Source organism: Hypericibacter terrae (assembly GCF_008728855.1).
Classification (GTDB): Bacteria; Pseudomonadota; Alphaproteobacteria; order Dongiales; family Dongiaceae; genus Hypericibacter; species Hypericibacter terrae.
The window spans coordinates 808,257-825,108 of record NZ_CP042906.1 but is presented as its reverse complement, the minus strand read 5'-3'; the positions used below and the strand labels follow the sequence as shown (position 1 = coordinate 825,108).

General features: G+C 67.5%; 15 protein-coding genes. 13 read left to right on the top strand and 2 right to left on the bottom strand.

Features of this window, described 5'->3' with window-relative positions; genetic code table 11:
• Positions 1-4: 4 nt before the first annotated feature.
• Positions 5-409, bottom strand: a complete 405-nt coding sequence (locus FRZ44_RS03830) for a DUF4170 domain-containing protein (protein ID WP_151175924.1) — start codon at positions 407-409, stop codon at positions 5-7.
• 142 nt (positions 410-551) lie between these two features.
• Between FRZ44_RS03830 and FRZ44_RS03825 the strand changes: the two genes are divergently transcribed.
• The 4 genes from FRZ44_RS03825 (at position 552) to FRZ44_RS03805 (ending at position 5,147) form a co-directional block, all read left to right on the top strand.
• Positions 552-1,331 carry a hypothetical protein gene (locus tag FRZ44_RS03825; RefSeq protein WP_151175923.1) on the top strand — a complete coding sequence of 260 codons (780 nt, stop codon included), beginning with the start codon at positions 552-554 and terminating at the stop codon, positions 1,329-1,331.
• Positions 1,332-1,335: 4 nt separating this feature from the next.
• Complete coding sequence (locus FRZ44_RS03820) at positions 1,336-2,856, top strand: UbiD family decarboxylase (protein ID WP_151175922.1); 1,521 nt, start codon at positions 1,336-1,338, stop codon at positions 2,854-2,856.
• Complete coding sequence (locus FRZ44_RS03815; RefSeq protein ID WP_225308538.1) at positions 2,853-3,344, top strand: GNAT family N-acetyltransferase; 492 nt, start codon at positions 2,853-2,855, stop codon at positions 3,342-3,344. Before FRZ44_RS03820 ends, FRZ44_RS03815 begins: the two co-directional genes overlap by 4 nt.
• Positions 3,345-3,842: 498 nt before the next feature.
• Positions 3,843-5,147: a TldD/PmbA family protein gene (locus FRZ44_RS03805; protein ID WP_225308684.1), complete on the top strand. Its 1,305-nt coding sequence runs from the start codon at positions 3,843-3,845 to the stop codon at positions 5,145-5,147.
• A 101-nt stretch (positions 5,148-5,248) separates the two neighbouring features.
• Here the strand turns inward: FRZ44_RS03805 and FRZ44_RS03800 are convergent, their stop codons facing one another.
• Positions 5,249-6,175, bottom strand: coding sequence for a diacylglycerol/lipid kinase family protein (locus tag FRZ44_RS03800; protein ID WP_151175920.1), 927 nt, complete (start codon positions 6,173-6,175; stop codon positions 5,249-5,251).
• A gap of 189 nt (positions 6,176-6,364) precedes the next feature.
• Here FRZ44_RS03800 and FRZ44_RS03795 point away from each other — a divergent pair, with 189 nt between their 5' ends.
• The 9 genes from FRZ44_RS03795 to lpxK all read left to right on the top strand — a co-directional run bounded on the left by FRZ44_RS03795 (position 6,365) and on the right by lpxK (position 16,850).
• A complete protein-coding gene (locus FRZ44_RS03795) occupies positions 6,365-7,144 on the top strand; it encodes a UDP-2,3-diacylglucosamine diphosphatase (RefSeq protein ID WP_151175919.1) in 780 nt (259 codons plus the stop codon).
• Entirely contained in the window at positions 7,141-8,178 is a 1,038-nt protein-coding gene (locus FRZ44_RS03790) for a glycosyltransferase family 4 protein (protein ID WP_318526387.1), read from the top strand. Before FRZ44_RS03795 ends, FRZ44_RS03790 begins: the two co-directional genes overlap by 4 nt.
• 260 nt (positions 8,179-8,438) lie before the next feature.
• Positions 8,439-9,653, top strand: a complete 1,215-nt coding sequence (locus FRZ44_RS03785; protein WP_151175918.1) for an adenylate/guanylate cyclase domain-containing protein — start codon at positions 8,439-8,441, stop codon at positions 9,651-9,653.
• 96 nt (positions 9,654-9,749) lie between these two features.
• Positions 9,750-10,748: a glycosyltransferase family 4 protein gene (locus FRZ44_RS03780; protein ID WP_151175917.1), complete on the top strand. Its 999-nt coding sequence runs from the start codon at positions 9,750-9,752 to the stop codon at positions 10,746-10,748.
• Between the two features lie 122 nt (positions 10,749-10,870).
• Positions 10,871-11,944 (top strand): glycosyltransferase family 4 protein, encoded by a 1,074-nt coding sequence (locus tag FRZ44_RS03775; RefSeq protein ID WP_151175916.1) that lies wholly within the window; start codon positions 10,871-10,873, stop codon positions 11,942-11,944.
• A gap of 119 nt (positions 11,945-12,063) precedes the next feature.
• Positions 12,064-13,857, top strand: a complete 1,794-nt coding sequence (locus FRZ44_RS03770; protein WP_151175915.1) for an ABC transporter ATP-binding protein — start codon at positions 12,064-12,066, stop codon at positions 13,855-13,857.
• Positions 13,858-13,865: 8 nt separating this feature from the next.
• Positions 13,866-14,588: a lysophospholipid acyltransferase family protein gene (locus FRZ44_RS03765; protein WP_151175914.1), complete on the top strand. Its 723-nt coding sequence runs from the start codon at positions 13,866-13,868 to the stop codon at positions 14,586-14,588.
• Complete coding sequence (locus FRZ44_RS03760) at positions 14,585-15,889, top strand: 3-deoxy-D-manno-octulosonic acid transferase (RefSeq protein ID WP_151175913.1); 1,305 nt, start codon at positions 14,585-14,587, stop codon at positions 15,887-15,889. The genes FRZ44_RS03765 and FRZ44_RS03760 overlap by 4 nt, the downstream gene beginning before the upstream one ends.
• Entirely contained in the window at positions 15,876-16,850 is a 975-nt protein-coding gene (lpxK, locus tag FRZ44_RS03755; protein ID WP_151175912.1) for a tetraacyldisaccharide 4'-kinase, read from the top strand. Before FRZ44_RS03760 ends, lpxK begins: the two co-directional genes overlap by 14 nt.
• The last annotated feature ends 2 nt before the right edge of the window (positions 16,851-16,852 follow it).

Genomic DNA, 16,852 nt, shown 5'->3' with positions numbered 1-16,852 from the left:
AGCCTCAGGCCCCGGGCGGGTGTTCGGATCCGTTCAAGATCTCGATGCGGAACCGGCTCAGCGCATCGTCCACCGTGGACCAGGCCCGTTTCTGCCACTCGGCCTTGGCCTCGTCATAGCTGGCGAAGGGACCGAACCAGTTCTCCCTGCCGTCGACCGGCTCGCGGAAGCTGGTGTCGCGATAGCTGCAACCGACCACCCAGTAATTCTGCGGCGACTGGTCCTTCTCGGCCTCGATGCGATAACGCGCATGGGCGTTGTCGACCGTGCTCCAGGCCAGCTCCTGCCATTTGGCCCTGGCATCCGCATGCGTGTCGAAGGGACCGAATCGACGCACGGCCGTGCCGGCCACGGGCTGGTCGAAGTTCGTATCCTGATATTCTCCACCGACGACCCAATAATGTGTCATGGCTTGGGACTCGACTGAGTAAGGGCGCCCCCACCGGAATCGGGGGCCTGACCGTCCTTGCGGGCGCTCGAAAGCCGATCTTAAGGGGCCCGGCCGTCGAGCGTCGTTGCGCAAGCGCGCGGGCCCGTTATAGTCCTCCGTTATGGCTGACAAATCATTAATTGGTCCCGACGACTTCCGTCAAATCTACGACCTGTTCCAGGCTTCGATCTCGCGGTTCGATTGCGGGCAGAAATGCGCGCCTCTGAACGGGGGCGAGCCGGTCTGCTGCTCGACGCAGCATGCGGTGCCGGTGGTCCAGAAGGTCGAATGGGAGCTCCTGAAGAGCCGCACCGACATGTGGACCCGGTTCAAGCCCTATGACCGGGCGACGCGCCAGATCGTCAAGGAGATCGGCTCCTCCTGCGCCGCGGTCGAATGCCGGGGTGCGCGCCATTGCGAGCGCGACAACCGCAGCCTTGCCTGCCGCGCCTTCCCCTTCTTCCCCTATATCGACCGGGCGGGGAAGTTCATCGGCCTCGCCTATTACTGGGATTTCGAGGATCGCTGCTGGGTCATCTCCAACATGCAGATCGTCGAGGCCGACTTCCTCAAGGATTTCATCAAGGCCTTCGAGCTGCTGTTCGCGCGCGATCCCGAGGAATATGACAATTTCAAGAGCCATTCGGCCTCGATGCGCCGGGTCTTCTCGCGCCGGAAGAAGCCGATCGTCTTCATCGGACTCGAGGGCGGCTTCTTCGAGGAGCGCGCCTATGGCAAGGGCATCCGCCCGATCCCGGCGGCCAAGCTGCCCAAGTTCGGCCCCTACAAGTCCGACCGCGCCTATGCCCGCGCGCTGAAAGAAGCCCAGGCCGAGGCGGCCGCGGGCGGGCATCATCCCGACGCGCATCTGGTAGGCGACCCGGCTCGCGCCGGCGCCTGAACCCATGGCCTATCGTTCGCTCCGCGATTTCATGGCCCGGCTCGAAACGGCCGGCCGCCTGACCCGGGTGCGCGAGCCGGTCTCGCCTGTCCTGGAGATGACCGAGATCCAGACGCGGCTCCTGGCCGATGACGGCCCCGCCCTGCTGTTCGAGAATGTGCGGGACGGGTCGCGGCGCTGGGACATGAAGGTCCTGGTCAATCTCTTCGGCACGATCGAGCGCGTCGCCTGGGGCATGGGCCGCGAGCCCGGCGAGTTGCGGGCCTTGGGCGAGCAGCTCGCCTGGCTGAAGCAGCCCGAGCCGCCCGGCGGCTGGCGCGAGGCCTTCGAGATGTTCCCGCTCCTCAAGACCGTGATGGCGATGAAGCCCAAGACGGTCTCGAACGCGCCCTGCCAGGAAGTGGTGCTGAAGGGGGACGACGTCGACCTGACGGCGCTGCCGATCCAGACCTGCTGGCCGGGCGAGCCGGCGCCCCTCATCACCTGGCCGCTGGTGGTGACGCTGGGCCCCAAGCCCAAGGAAGACCGCGCCGACAATTTCAATCTCGGCATCTATCGCATGCAGCTGCTGGGGAAGAACCAGACGCTGATGCGCTGGCTCAAGCATCGCGGCGGCGCGCAGCATCACGCGCGCTGGAAGGAAGCCAAGCGCGAGCCGCTGCCGGTCGCGGCCGTGATCGGCGCCGATCCGGCGACCATCCTCGCCGCCGTGACGCCCGTGCCCGACACCATGTCGGAATATCAGTTCGCGGGGCTCTTGCGCGGCGAGAAGGTCGAGCTGGTCGATTGCAAGACCGTGCCGCTCAAGGTGCCGGCCGAGGCCGAGATCGTGCTCGAGGGTCATGTGAGCCTCGACGATTATCGCGACGAGGGCCCCTATGGCGACCATACCGGCTATTACAACGCGGTCGAGCCATTCCCGGTCTTCACCGTCAGCGCCATCACCATGCGGCGCGACCCGATCTATCTCTCGACCTTCACCGGACGGCCGCCCGACGAGCCCTCGGTGCTGGGCGTGGCGCTCAACGAGCTGTTCGTGCCCCTGCTCAAGCAGCAATTCCCCGAGATCGTCGATTTCTGGCTGCCGCCCGAGGGCTGCTCCTATCGCATCGGCGTGGTCTCGATCCGCAAGGCCTATCCCGGCCATGCCAAGCGCGTGATGATGGGGATCTGGTCCTTCCTGCGGCAGTTCATCTACACCAAGTTCGTGATCGTGGTGGATGACGATATCGATGTGCGCGACTGGAAGGACGTGATGTGGGCGATCTCGACCCGCATGGACCCGGTGCGCGACCTGACGCTGATCGAGAACACGCCGATCGACTATCTCGATTTCGCCAGCCCCGAATCCGGGCTGGGTGGCAAGGTCGGCCTCGACGCCACCAACAAGATGGCGCCCGAAACCAAGCGCGAATGGGGCCGCAAGATTCGCATGGACCCGGCCGTGGTCGAGAAGATCGACAAGCTCTGGCCGAACCTGGGATTGCCAGGCAGCGGCAAGAGCATCTGGAAGCCGTCGAAATGAGGCATGCGGCCGCCCCGGCGCCGATCATCACGATCCGCCGCGCGCGCGCCGACGAGGCCCAGGCCCTGACCGAGCTGTCGCTGCGCTCCAAGGCGGTCTGGGGCTATGAGGCGAGCTTCCTCGCCCGCTGCCGCGCCGCCATGACCCTGATGCCGGAGAAGCTGCGGGCCCATCCCTATTACGTCGCGACCGACACCGGCGGCCGGCCGCTGGGCTTCTATGGCGTCGAGCCCGAGGCGGACGCGCTGGGGCTCGACATGTTCTTCGTCGAGCCGGACGCCATCGGCCAGGGGGTCGGCCGCGCCTTGTGGGACCATGCGGTCGCCATCGCGCGGGCGCTGGGTCATCGCGAGCTGGTGGTGGTGAGCGACCCCAACGCGTCGGGCTTCTACCTCAAGATGGGTTGCCGGACGGCCGGCGCCGTCCCATCTGAGATCGATCCCGGCCGGTTTCTGCCCGTCTTTCGCTACGGGCTCGAGCCACGGTAAGCTGCCGCCTTGATTCCCCCTCCTCCCCATCGCATCCCCGGAGAGCCCATGGCCGCCCGCAAGACCCGCCGTCCCGGCAAGACCCGCGCCAAAACGGCGACGCCGAAGAAAAAGAGCGCCGCCAAGAAGAAGGCGACGGGCGCCAAGGGCAGACCCGCCAAGAAGAAGACCGCCGTCAAGAAGACGGCGGTGAAGCGGCCGGCGGCCAAGAAGAAGGCGGCCGCCCCAAAGCGGGCGCCAAAGGCCAAGGCGAAGGCGGCACCCAAGCCCAAGGCCGTGCCCAAGGCGAAGATCGCGCCGACCCCGGCACCGCGCCGCCCGCCGAACGACAAGCGCGGGCCGCAGGGCCGCGACGCTGTCGCCCGCAAGCCGATGCATCGCCCGCTGCCGCGCGAGGCCGCGGCCCCGCGGCCGGCGCCCAAGGCCAAGACCAAGGCGACGACGACGGCCGCCACCCAGGCCTCCAGCCAGGCCGGCGATCTCAATCTCCTCACCGACCTGATCGCCGCCGCCAGGCGTGCCGGCGCCGATGCGGCCGACGCGGTGCTGGCGCGCGGCGTGTCGCTGTCGCAGGCCATCCGCCTCGGCAACCCGGAGAAGCTCGAGCGCGCCGAAGGGCAGGATCTGGGACTGCGGGTCCTGGTCGGCAAGCGCCAGGCCGTGGTCTCCACCAGCGATCTCAATGCCGCCCTTCTGGCGGAGCTGGTCGAGCGCGCCGTGGCGATGGCGCGCAGCGTGCCCGAGGACCCCTTCATCGGCATCGCCGATCCGGCCGAGATCGCGCAAGGCTGGGTGGGGCTCGACATGGCCGATCCGACCGAGCCCGACCCCGAATGGCTGCTCGAGACCGCGCGAATCGGCGAAGAGGCCGCACGCGCCGTCAAGGGCGTGACCAACTCCGAAGGTTCGGAAGCCAGCTGGAGCCGCAGCCAGTTCAGCCTCGCCGCCTCCAACGGATTTGCCGGCGGCTATCAGGTCTCGCGCTTCGGCCTCGGCGTCTCGGTGCTGGCAGGCGAAGGCACGGGCATGGAACGCGACGACGATTTCACCTCGGCGGTCTATCGCTCCGACCTCAAAGACCCGGCTTCCGTCGGCCGCAATGCCGGCGAGCGCGCCGTGCGCCGCCTGAAGCCGCGCAAGGCCGACACCGCCAAGGTCCCGGTGGTGTTCGAAACCCGCACCGCCAACAGCCTGGTCGGCCATCTGGTCGGCGCCATCAACGGCTCCTCGATCGCGCGCGGCACCAGCTTCCTGAAAGACCGGATGAACACGCAGGTGCTGCGCAAGGGCCTCGACATCACCGACGATCCCTTGCGCCGGCGCGGCATGCGCTCGCGGCCCTTCGACGGCGAGGGCATCGGCGCGCAGCGGCGCAATCTGGTGGAGGACGGCGTGCTCAAGAGCTGGGTGCTCGACCTGCGCTCCGCGCGCCAGCTCAAGCTCAAGAGCACCGGCCATGGCTCGCGCGGCACCTCCTCGCCGCCCTCGCCCTCGCCCACCAATCTCAGCCTCAGCCCCGGCAGGAAGACGCCGGCCCAGCTCATCGGCGACATCAATCGCGGCTTCTTCGTCACCGACCTGATGGGCTTCGGCGTCAATGGCCTCACCGGCGACTACAGCCGCGGCGCCTCGGGCTTCTGGATCGAGAAGGGCGAGATCGCCTATCCGGTGAGCGAGGTCACCATCGCCGGCAATCTGAAGGACATGTTCCTGAACCTCGAGCCCGCCAACGACCTCGAGTTCAAATACGGCACCGACGCGCCGACCACGCGTGTCGACGGGATGACGATCGCGGGGAAGTGACCGCGCAGCGGTCATCCCCACGAAAGTGGGGATCCATCTTGATCCAAGGTGCCAAGCTTAGAGTTGGGTCCCCGCTTTCGCGGGGATGACATCTGGGTGCATCACCCCCGCGCCGGCGGCACCATCACCGTCAGCGGCTTCTCCGCCAGCCGGATCGTCACCGGGAGATGCGCGATCACGTCGCCGTCGCCCTGGACCGGATCGTTCGCGGGGCCCTCGATCATGACCTCGCGCGCGGCGACGAGCTTGATGTCCTTCAGCTTCGGCAACAGCCCCAGCGGCAGCGCCAGCGCGTAGCGGATCAGGTTCCAGCGGCCACCCCGGGTGAAGAGGCAGACCTGGAACTCCGGCTTGTCGAGCCGCGCCTGGGGCGCCAGCACGAAGCGGCCGCCGTAGAAATGGCCCTTCGAGACCACGACCGAGGCGGCCTCATGCCAGACCCCGTCGATCCGCACGCGATAGAGCGGGAACGGAAAACGGAAGGCGAGACGGATCATGGTCGCGACATAGGCGAGCTTGCCGATCTTCTTCTTGAGCGCGCCGTCGACATTGGCGACCACATGGGCGTCGAAGCCCGCACCCGCCATCATCACGAAATTGCGGCCGTTGGCGACGCCGGGCCAGATCGTGCGCATGACGCCCGCGGCGGCCGCATCGACCGCCTCGCCCATATCCATTATGCCGAGCTCGGCCGCCAGCACATTGGCGGTCCCCAGCGGAATGATCCCGAAGGGCAGCCGTCCGCCGGCCTTGAGCGCGCCGTTGACCGCCTCGTTGATAGTGCCGTCGCCGCCCGCGACCAGCAGCCGCGTCGCCTTGGAATCGCTCGACGCGCTCTGCGCCAGGGCCTCGGCATCGCCTCGGGCCCGGGTCTCCAGCAGCTCGCAATCCCAGCCGCGATGCTCGAGCGCGCGCAGGGCGGCGTCGAGCCGGCGCCGGCGGCGTCCGCCGGCGGTCGGGTTGAAGATCACGAGCAGCGAGCGATCCTTGCTGTCGACGCTGCTGGCGAGGGGAGCTGCCAATGTCATCGCGGGGTCACAATCCGGTCTTCCGAGTCAGTTCTATTGACGATTTATGACGCAGTGGTGAATTTTTATTGGAGCGGCGCGCAATATACAGGTTCTTTCTTGTATTGCCAGAAGATAAAGCGGTAGAGGCATGCGGCAGAACGACAAAGCTGATTCGTAGAAACGACGCTTCGGAACCCAGGTTCGCCCATGAATCAAGCGCGCGCGTCGCATCGTTATCGCGCGATTTTCATCTCGGACATCCATCTCGGCACCCGCGGATGCAAAGCCGAGTTCCTGGTCGATTTTCTCCGCCACAACGAATCGGAATTCCTCTATCTGGTCGGCGACATCATCGATTGCTGGCGCCTGCGGCGCGCCTGGTATTGGCGCCAGAGCCACAACGACGTGGTGCAGAAGATCCTGCGCAAGGCGCGCAAAGGCACCCGCGTCATCTATGTCCCGGGCAATCACGACGAGCCCTTGCGCGATTATTCCGAGCTGCAGTTCGGCGGCATCACCGTGATGAACGAGACCATGCACGAGACCGCCGACGGCAGGAAGCTGCTGGTCGTGCATGGCGACGATTTCGACGGCATCGTGAAATACGCCAAGTGGTTGGCCTATCTCGGCGACTGGGCCTACAACTGGATGCTGCACGCCAATCACTGGTTCAACATCGCGCGCCGGCAGATGGGCTATCCCTACTGGTCGCTGTCGGCCTATCTGAAGCAGCGCGTCAAGGACGCGGTCAAATATATCGACGATTTCGAGCGCGCGGTCGCCGAGGAGGCGCGCCGGCGCGGCGTCGACGGGGTCGTCTGCGGCCATATCCACAAGGCCGAAATCCGCACCATCGACGGCGTGCTCTATTGCAACGACGGCGATTGGGTCGAGAGCTGCACCGCGCTGGTGGAGCATTGGGACGGACGGCTCGAGATCGTGAATTGGGCCGAGGTCCGGCAGGCCTCCATGCTCGAACTGGCATGATGCGGCGGATCGGCGAGTTGCACCCACCCCTCACCCGTTCCCTTCGCATCCTCATTGCGACCGATGCCTGGCGGCCCCAGGTCAATGGCGTGGTGCGCACGCTGGGCCGCGTCACCCATGAGCTGGAGGCGCAAGGCCATCATATCGAGGTGATCGGCCCCGACCGCTTCCGCACGGTGCCCTGCCCGACCTATCCCGAGATCCGGCTGGCGCTGATGCCGGGCCGGCGCGTCGCGCGCACGATCGAGAATTTCCGTCCCGACTGCATCCATATCTCGACCGAGGGCCCGATCGGCCGGGCGGCGCGCGGCTGGTGCCTGCGCCACGACCATCCCTTCACCACCGCCTATCACACCAAGTTCCCGGAATATGTGCGCGCGCGCTGCGCCGTGCCGCTGGCCTGGAGCTATGCCGTGGTGCGCCGCTTCCACGCGCCCTCGACCAGCGTGATGGTCGCGACCGACAGCATCGCCAACGAGCTGATCGCGCATGGCTTCAGCAATATCCGGCGCTGGTCGCGCGGCGTCGATACCGAGATGTTCCGGCCGCGCGAGAAGGAGTTCCTCAATCTGCCGCGGCCGATCCATCTCTATGTCGGTCGCGTCGCGGTGGAGAAGAACATCGAGGCCTTCCTCGAGCTCGATCTTCCCGGCAGCAAGCTGGTGGTGGGCGACGGGCCGCAGCTGCATGAGCTGAAGCGCCGCTATCCGGACGCTCACTTCGCCGGCGAGAAGCATGGCGAGGAGCTGGCGCGCTATTACGCGGCGGCCGACCTGTTCGTCTTCCCCAGCCGCACCGACACCTTCGGCCTGGTGTTGCTGGAGGCCCTCGCCTCGGGCCTGCCGGTCGCGGCCTATCCTGTGCCGGGGCCGCTCGACGTGATCGATGGCAGCGGCGCCGGCGCCCTCGATCTCGACCTCGGCAAGGCGGTCGAAGCCGCCCGCGCCATCGACCCTGTCCGCTGCCGCGATCTGGCGCTGGAATATTCGTGGGCCGCCTCCGCGCGGCAATTCCTGGGCAATCTCGCGGCTTAAAAATCCAACGCCTGTCTGCCTTCCTTCACTTCCCCCTCAAAGCCGGGAATATCGCTTGTGGCGAGGCGATAGAATCCCATCCCCCAACTTTTGGGGGAGGGCAGGGAGGGGGATGACTGGGTCCACGACATCATCGGGATGCGAAGGGGCAGATACCGAGCAGCCCCCTCCCCAACCCTCCCCCAAAAGTTGGGGGAGGGGATTTAGAATGAGAGGGAATTGTTCTTTAGCCTCCCGATGCGATTGCCGCAGAATGGGGCATGGAAGACAGCGACCTCCATCGAATCAAGGCGTGGCTCATTGCTGGGGGCCTGGCGGGCACGCCGGAAGACGCGCTGCTGCAAGGTTTCTGCGAGCGATGCCTGGCGGCGGGCCTCGAGCTTTCCCGGGGCATCGCCCTCATCGACACGCTGCACCCGATCTATGAGGGCCGCGCCTTCCGCTGGCGCAATGACGGTGTCGAGGAGAGGAGCCTCGTGGAATATGGCCGCACCACCGAGGGAGCGGCCGCGGCCGATTGGCAAAGGAGCGCGTTCCAATATCTTCTGACGACGGGCACCGAGCTGGTTCGCCGCCGGATCGGCCTCGGCGATCCGACCGACTTTTCCCAGCTCGAGGCCCTGAAGGCCGACGGACACACCGACTATGTCGCCATGGTCCATCGTCTGGCTCCCGATGGCTCCATCGGCGTGATGGATTGCGTCTATTCCTCCTGGGTGACGCGCCGGCCGGAGGGCTTCGGCGACGACGATCTGCTTGCCCTGCGCCGCCTCGTGCCGGCGCTCGCGCTCGCGATCAAATGCGGGGCCCTGGCCCAGATCGCCAGCACGCTGGTGGAAGTCTATCTCGGCCGCGATGCGGGTCTGCGTGTCCTGAGCGGCCGCATCTCGCGCGGCGTCGCCGACCGGATCAGCGCCGTGCTCTGGTTCTCCGATCTGCATGGCTATACCGCGATGGCGGACAGCGCCTCGCCCGACCAGATCATCCCCTTCCTCAACGACTATGCGGAGCTCGTCATCGCCGCGATCCATGAGGCCGGCGGCGACGTGCTGAAGCTGATCGGCGACGGCACGCTGGCCATCTTCAATGCCGAGGATCCGGGCGACGCCTGCCGCAGCGCGCTGCGCGCGGCCCAGACCCTGCGGCGCAATCTCATGGCGCTCAACCAGCGCCGCGCCGCCGAGAACCGCCCGGTCACCTCCGTCTATCTGGGCCTCCATATCGGCGAGGTCTTCTACGGCAATATCGGCAGCGACGCTCGCCTCGACTTCACCGTGGTGGGGCCGGCCGTCAACGAGGTCAGCCGGATCGCCTCGATGTGCCGCCAGGTCGATCGCAGCGTCCTGCTGTCCGATACCTTCGCGGCGGCGACGCCGGCGGCCGAGCGGGCCGATCTCGTCTCGGTCGGCCGCTACGCCCTGCGGGGCGTCAGCCGCGCGCAGGAGCTCTTCACCCTCGACCCGAGTTTGATATAGCCACCCTCGAGGGGATCATGTTCTTGCGCCCGCTGGGGCTGCTAGCATCAACGGCTACTGTCTCCATCGTCATCTCTTGAAGCGGATCACTGACTCTTGCGCATTCTCATCGCCACTGATCTCTGGATGCCCATGCATCATGGCGTGGAGCGAATGCTTCACAGTCTGGTTGCCGAATTGCGCGCGCAAGGCGAAACCGTCGAGGTCGTGGGGCCTGATCGTTTCCAGACCAGTCAGTCCTTCCTCGGTCCAACCGTTCGCCTAGCGACCAATGTCGCGGCAACCATCGGACCCATGATCGAAGAGTTTGCGCCGGTGGCCCTTCATATCGCCACCGAAGGAACCATCGGCTTCGCTGCCCGCCAATGGTGCCTCAAACACCGACGCTCCTTCACCAGTTCCTATCTGACAAAGCTTCCCGAACTCGCCCAGATGGGCTTTGGAAGGTCACCGGAGATGCTCTACGCCAAAATGCGCCAATTCCATCTCCCATCGACCCGGGTTCTGGTGCCGACCGCCAGTATTGCCGGGGAGTTGAAGACGAAGGGCTTTCAGAACCTCCATGTCTGGCCCTTCGGTGTCGACACCGAGCGATTTCATCCGCGATGGCGCGCGCCGGTCGACTTGCCGCGCCCGATCCATCTTTGCGTCGCCCGAATTTCAGCAGAGAAGAACCTGAAGGCCTTTCTCGACCTCGACCTGCCAGGCAGCAAGATCATGATCGGCGACGGTCCCATGCTCGAGGAACTCAAGCAGCGCTATCCCCGGGTGCTGTTCCCCGGAACCCAGGAAGGCGAGGCGCTTGCGAGGTTCTATGCCAGCGCCGACCTGTTCGTCTTTCCGGGTCGGGCTGATACCTTCGGCTTGGTGATTCTGGAGGCCCTGGCCTCGGGCCTTCCCGTCGCAGCCTTTCCTGTTGCGGGCCCCCGGGACATCATTGCTGATAGTGGTGCCGGCGTGCTCGACGAAGATCTGGGTCGCGCCGTTGCAAGCGCCCTGACCATTTCTCGCGAACGAGCCCGCAACCATGCCCTGGCATTCAGCTGGGGCAGATCCGCGGAACGTTTCCGGGAACTGCTCGCAACAGAACATTAAGGCTCGGACATGCATGGTAAGGGGTCGCGCCCGCCATGGCGGGCGCGACCACGGATGGCTAACATGCGTCCGCCACGAACGGATATCCGGCCTCTTTTCCTCGGCCACGAGAGTGTGCGCTTTTGCGAATCCTCGTCGTAACAGATCTCTGGCATCCGACCGTCAATGGGACGGTGCGCATGATCGAGCAGATCAACCGGCAGCTCGAGGCCATGGGCCATGAGATCGTAGTGATCGGTCCTCGGCAATTCCAGACGGTCCCCTTCCCGGGTGATCCCGAGGTGATTGTGGCGCTCCATCCCGAGAAGACCATCGGCCCGATGATGCTGGCGGCGCGCCCCGACGCGATCCATCTCTGGACCGCGGGACCGGTCGGCGTCGCCGCCCGGAACATCCTGGGGCGCCGAAACATTCCCTTCACCAGTTCCTATGTGACGAAGTTACCCGAATATATGCAGGCGCGTTTCGGCGTGCCGATGGCGAAGACCTTCACCACCTTGCGTATATTCCACAAGATCTCGCGCTGCGTGATGGTGCCGAGCGCCGGCATCATCGACGAACTGAAGGCGCGCGGCTTCGGCAACAATATGAAGCTCTGGTGGGCGGGCACCGATACCGAGCTGTTCCGACCGCGCGAGAAGAGCTTTCTCGATCTGCCCCGGCCGATCCATCTCAATGTCGGGCGGGTCACGATCGAGAAGAATCTGGAAGCCTTCCTCAAGCTCGCTCTTCCCGGCAGCAAGCTGGTGGTGGGCGACGGACCGGAGCGGGCGCGGTTGCAGACGCAGTTCCCCAAGGCTCATTTCGTCGGGGTCAAGCAGGGCGAGGAGCTGGCGAAACACTATGCCGCCGCTGACGTCTTCGTGTTTCCCAGCCGCACCGACACGCTGGGGCTGGTGATGATGGAATCGCTGGCGGCGGGCGTGCCCGTCGCGGCCTTTCCGGTCACGGGCCCCAACGAGGTGATCGCCGACAGCGGCGCCGGCGTGCTCCACGAGGATCTGGGCAAGGCGATCGAGGCCGCGCGCAAGATCGATCCGGCTCTTTGCCGGGCTTATGCGTTGCGCTTCTCCTGGGCCCAGTCGGCGCGCGATTTCCTGGCCAACCTGGCCCCGCTCAAGGGCTCGGTCGCGACACAGGGGCGACCCGGCGACAGGCAGGAACAGCCGGGCGACGCGCCGGACCTGCTCGACTGAGGCGAAATCGGGCGGTCAGTCCGGTCGCAGGGCCGTGCTATCCTGCCGGCCGCATGACGAACCGTTCCGATTCTTCTCCCCCCCGCGTCCCCGGGGCTCGAAGGGCGCCCGCCTCGCCGATGCGCCGTCTCCTGGCCGAACACGTCCGGCCCGAACTGCCACGCCTGGTGGCAGCGCTGATCTGCATGGCGATCGTCTCGGCCATGACCGCGGCGCTGGCCTGGCAGATGCAGGCGATCCTCGACCGCGTCTTCGGCGCGCGCGACATGGCGGCCCTGCAGATGGTCGCGGCCGGCACCTTCGCCATCTTCGTCGTCAAGGGTTTCGCCAGCTTCGGCCAGTCGGTGCTGATGACCCGCATGGGTCTCGCCATCGTGTCGGGCCTGCAGAAGCGCCTGTTCCGCCATGTGGTCGGCGCCGATCTCGTCTTCTTCCACGACCGCTCGCCGGGCGACCTGGTCTCGCGCGTGATCAACGACTGCGCCCAGCTGCGCGACGCGCTCTCCACCCTCCTGACCAATGTCGGCAAGGATGCGCTCACGCTGGTGGGGCTGGTCGCCTTGATGTTCTACCAGGATTGGCTGCTGGCGCTGATCGCCTTCGTCGCCTTTCCGCTGGCTGTGCTGCCGATCGCGCGCGTGGGCCGCCGGGTGCGCCGGCTCGCCCGCGGCACGCAGCAGCAGACCGGCGGCCTCGCCACGCTGCTCGACGAGGTCTTCCATGGCGCCCGCCAGGTCAAGGCCTATGGCATGGAGAGGATCGAGACCGCGCGCGCGGACGAGGCGGTCGATCGCCTGTTCCGGCTGCAGCTGAAATCGGGGCGCAGCCGCTCGGCGCTGCAGCCGGCGATGGAGGTGCTGGGAGGCCTCGCGATCGTCGCCGTCATGCTCTATGGCGGCCATCAGGTGATTGCGGGCGCGCGCACGCCCGGCACCTTCTTCTCCTTCATCACCGCCCTGCTCCTGGCCTATGAGCCCCTGAAGCGTCTCGCCAATCTCAACGCCGCGATGCAGGCGGGCCTCGCCGCCGCCGATCGCATCTTCGCCATGATCGATCTGGAGCCCGCGATCGTCGATCGTCCCGACGCGAAGCCGCTGAGCCTGCAGGGCGGCGCCATCCGGCTCGAGCAGGTCGGCTTCGCCTATGAGGGTGCTGCCGAACGGCCGGCCCTGGCGGGCGTCGATATCGACATCCCGGCCGGGGCCACGATCGCGCTGGTGGGGCCGTCGGGCGCGGGCAAATCCACGGTCTTCAATCTGATCCCGCGCTTCTTCGACCCGCAATCGGGCCGCGTCACCATCGACGGCCAGGATGTCCACAACCTGACCCTGGCCTCGCTGCGCCGGTCGATCGGCCTGGTCAGCCAGGACGTGCTGCTGTTCGACGACAGCATCCGCGCCAACATCCTCTATGGACGCCCCGAAGCCTCGGAAGCCGAAATCATCGAGGCGGCGCGCGCGGCCCAGGCCTGGGAGTTCATCGGGACTCTGCCGCAGGGTCTCGACATGATGGTGGGCCCGCGCGGCGCCAAGCTCTCCGGCGGCCAGCGCCAGCGCATCGCGATCGCGCGCGCCATGCTGCGCAACGCCCCGATCCTGCTGCTCGACGAAGCCACCTCCAATCTCGATCCGGAAAGCGAGCGCGCGGTGCAGACGGCGCTGGCGCGGCTGGTCCAGGGACGCACCACGCTGGTGATCGCGCATCGGCTGGCGACGGTCGCCGCCGCCGACCGCATCTATGTGCTGGACCAGGGCCGCGTGGTCGAGGCCGGGCCGCATCAGGAGCTGCTGGCGCTGGGCGGCATCTATGCGCGGCTCCACGCGCTGCAGTTCCGCGACGGGGAAGCCGCGTTGGACGATGGGGCGGCGCCCGAGTCCTTGCCGGCCGAGCGCCGGCGCCAGGCCCAGGGCTGAGCCCGCCGATGCGAATCTCGCGCCGGCTGCTGGCATCGGGGTTCATCCAGGCGCCGCTCGGCTTTCTCCTCGCTCTCTACATCCGCATCGTCGGCGGGACCACGCGCTGGCAGCGCGAAGGGTTCGACACGCTCGAAGCCCTCCGGGCCGAGGGCAAGCCCCTCATCTTCTGCTTCTGGCATGGGCGGCTCGCCATGATGCCGCTCTGCCATCGCGAAGCGCGCGCGGCGGCGGTCCTGATCTCCACCCATCGCGACGGCCGTCTCGTGGCCCGCGTGATCGAGCACCTGGGACTCTCCACCATCGACGGCTCGACCGGGCGCGGCGGCGAGACGGCCATGCTCCAATGCCGGGCTCGGTTGAGCAAAGGCGGCATCGTCTCGATCGCGCCCGACGGGCCGCGGGGACCGCGCATGCAGGCGGCGGCCGGCACGATTCAGCTCGCGGCCCTGACCGGCGTGCCGATCCTGCCCAGCGCCGTCGCCACCAGCCGGCGCCGAGTCCTCGGCTCCTGGGATCGCTTCCTCCTGCCCTTGCCCTTCGGGCGCGGCCTCTATCGCGTCGGCGCGCCGATCTCGGTGCCGCGCGACGCCGACGCGGCCGCGATCGAAGCGGCGCGACTGGCGCTCGAACGGGCGCTCAACGAGCTCTCCGCCGATTGCGACCGGCGCATGGGCCATGCCCCGATCGAGCCCGCGCCATCCCTGGCGATCGCGGAGGCAGCCCGATGATGGCGACCCTCTATCGCGCCGCGACCGGCCTCGCGGGCCCCTGGCTCGAGCGTCACCTCGAACGGCGCGCGGCCCTCGGCAAGGAAGACAAGGCCCGCCTCGGCGAGCGGAAGGGCGAGACGGGTATCGCCCGGCCGTCGGGACCCTTGCTCTGGCTGCATGGCGCCAGCATCGGCGAGACCCAGTCGCTCCTGCCCCTGATCGAGGTCCTGCGTCGGCGCCAACCGACCTTGCAGCTGCTCGTTACCTGCAACACGGTCAGCGCCGCCAGCTTGCTCACGAGCGCGCTGCCGCCGGGCGCCATCCAGCAATATCTGCCGCTGGACCGCCGGGCCTGGGTCGAGCGCTTCCTCGATCACTGGCGTCCCGATGCCGGCGTCATCGCAGATTCCGAGCTCTGGCCCAACCTCCTGCTGGCCACCCAGGCGCGGGCCCTGCCCCTGGCGCTGGTCAATGGCCGTCTCTCCGAGCGCTCCTTCCGGCGCTGGCGCTGGCTGCGCGGCTTCGCCCGCCGGATCCTCGGCGCCTTCGCCGTGATCGCGACCATCGACGAAGCGCAACGCCAGCATTTCCTCGGCCTCGGCGCGCCCCAGGCCGTCGCCATCGGCAATCTCAAGGCCGCGGCGGCCCTGCCCGCTTGCGACGAGGCGGAGCTCGCTCGGTTCCGGGCTTCCATCGCCGGACGCCCGGTGATCCTGCTGGCCAGCAGCCATGAGCCCGAAGAGAGGCTGCTGGCGACAGCGCTGGCGCCGCATCTGACCGCCGAGATCGCGCCGCTGCTGCTGGTGGCGCCGCGCCATCCGGCGCGCGGCGACGCCCTTCTCACCCTCCTGCGCCCGTTGTTGGCGCTGGGCGGCAAGCTGCGTCGCCGCTCCCTGGGCGGGCTGCCCGGCCCCAAGGACCGGATCTATCTCGCCGACAGCCTGGGTGAGATGGGGTTGTGGTTCCGGCTGGCGGACCTCGTGATCATGGGCGGGTCGCTCGTCGACAAGGGCGGCCATAATCCGATCGAACCGGCGCTGCTGGGCCGCGCGATCCTGACCGGCCCTCATATCGGCAATTTTGCCGATCTCTATGAGCGCCTCGCGGAAGCGGGCGGCTGCCGGATTCTTCCCGATGCGCCGAGCCTGGCGTCGGCGGCGATCGCGCTTCTCGGCGATACTGGCGCGCGCTCGGAACTCGCCGCCGCCGCCCAGCGTTTCTCGCAAGCCGAGGCACAGGTTCTCGATCGCAGCCTCGCCGCTTTGGCGCCGATCCTGCAGGCGCTCGACACCGCGAAGGCTGTTCATGTCATCCCCTAGATTCTGGCGGCGCGACGCGTCGATCCTCCTGCCGGCCCTGCTGGCACCCGCGGCCGGGCTCTATCGCCTCGGATTTCTCGCGCGCCGGGCGGGTGCCAAACCGCATCGCGCGCGCGTGCCCGTGATCTGCGTCGGGGCCGCCACCGTGGGCGGCGCCGGCAAGACGCCGCTTACCTTCGCCCTGGCCTTGCGGCTGCGCCAGCAGGGTCGCCGGGTTCATATCGTCGCGCGCGGCTATGGCGGCAGCGAGCGCGGCCCCTTGCGGGTCGATCCCCAGCGCCATCTGGCGACCGAGGTCGGCGACGAAACGCTGGTGCTGACGCAATCCGCGCCGGTCTGGATCGCGCGCAACCGCGCGGCCGGGGTCGTGGCCGCGCTGCAGGACGGCGCCGATGTCGTGCTGCTCGACGACGGGCTGCAGAACAGGACGATCGCCCGGGATTTCTCGATCCTGACGATCGACGGCATCTCGGGCTTCGGCAATGGTTGGCAATTGCCGGCGGGCCCCTTGCGCGAGCCGGTCGCGCAGGCCGCTGCCCGCTGCCAGCTCGCCGTCATCATCGGTCCGGACGAGGCCGGTGTCGCGGCCCGGTTGCCGGCGGGGCTGCCGGTCCTCAAGGCGCGGATCGAACCGACCCATCCGCAAAACCTGAAGGGCCGGCGCTGGTTCGCCTTTTGCGGCCTGGGGGCGCCCGACAAATTCCGCCGCACGATCGAGGAGATGGGGCTCGATCTCGCCGGCTGGCGCGAATTTCCCGATCATCACCGCTACAGCGAGAAGGAGCTCGACCGGCTCCGCGCCGAGGCAGCGGCGCTCAAAGCGGAACTGCTGACCACCCGCAAGGATTGGGTGCGCATCCATCCCAACTTCCGTTCGGGCCTGACGTCGCTCGATATCCTGCTGCGCATCGAGGACGAAGCGGCGCTCGACCGGCTGCTAAAGCCCGTTCTCGCGTGCTGAAG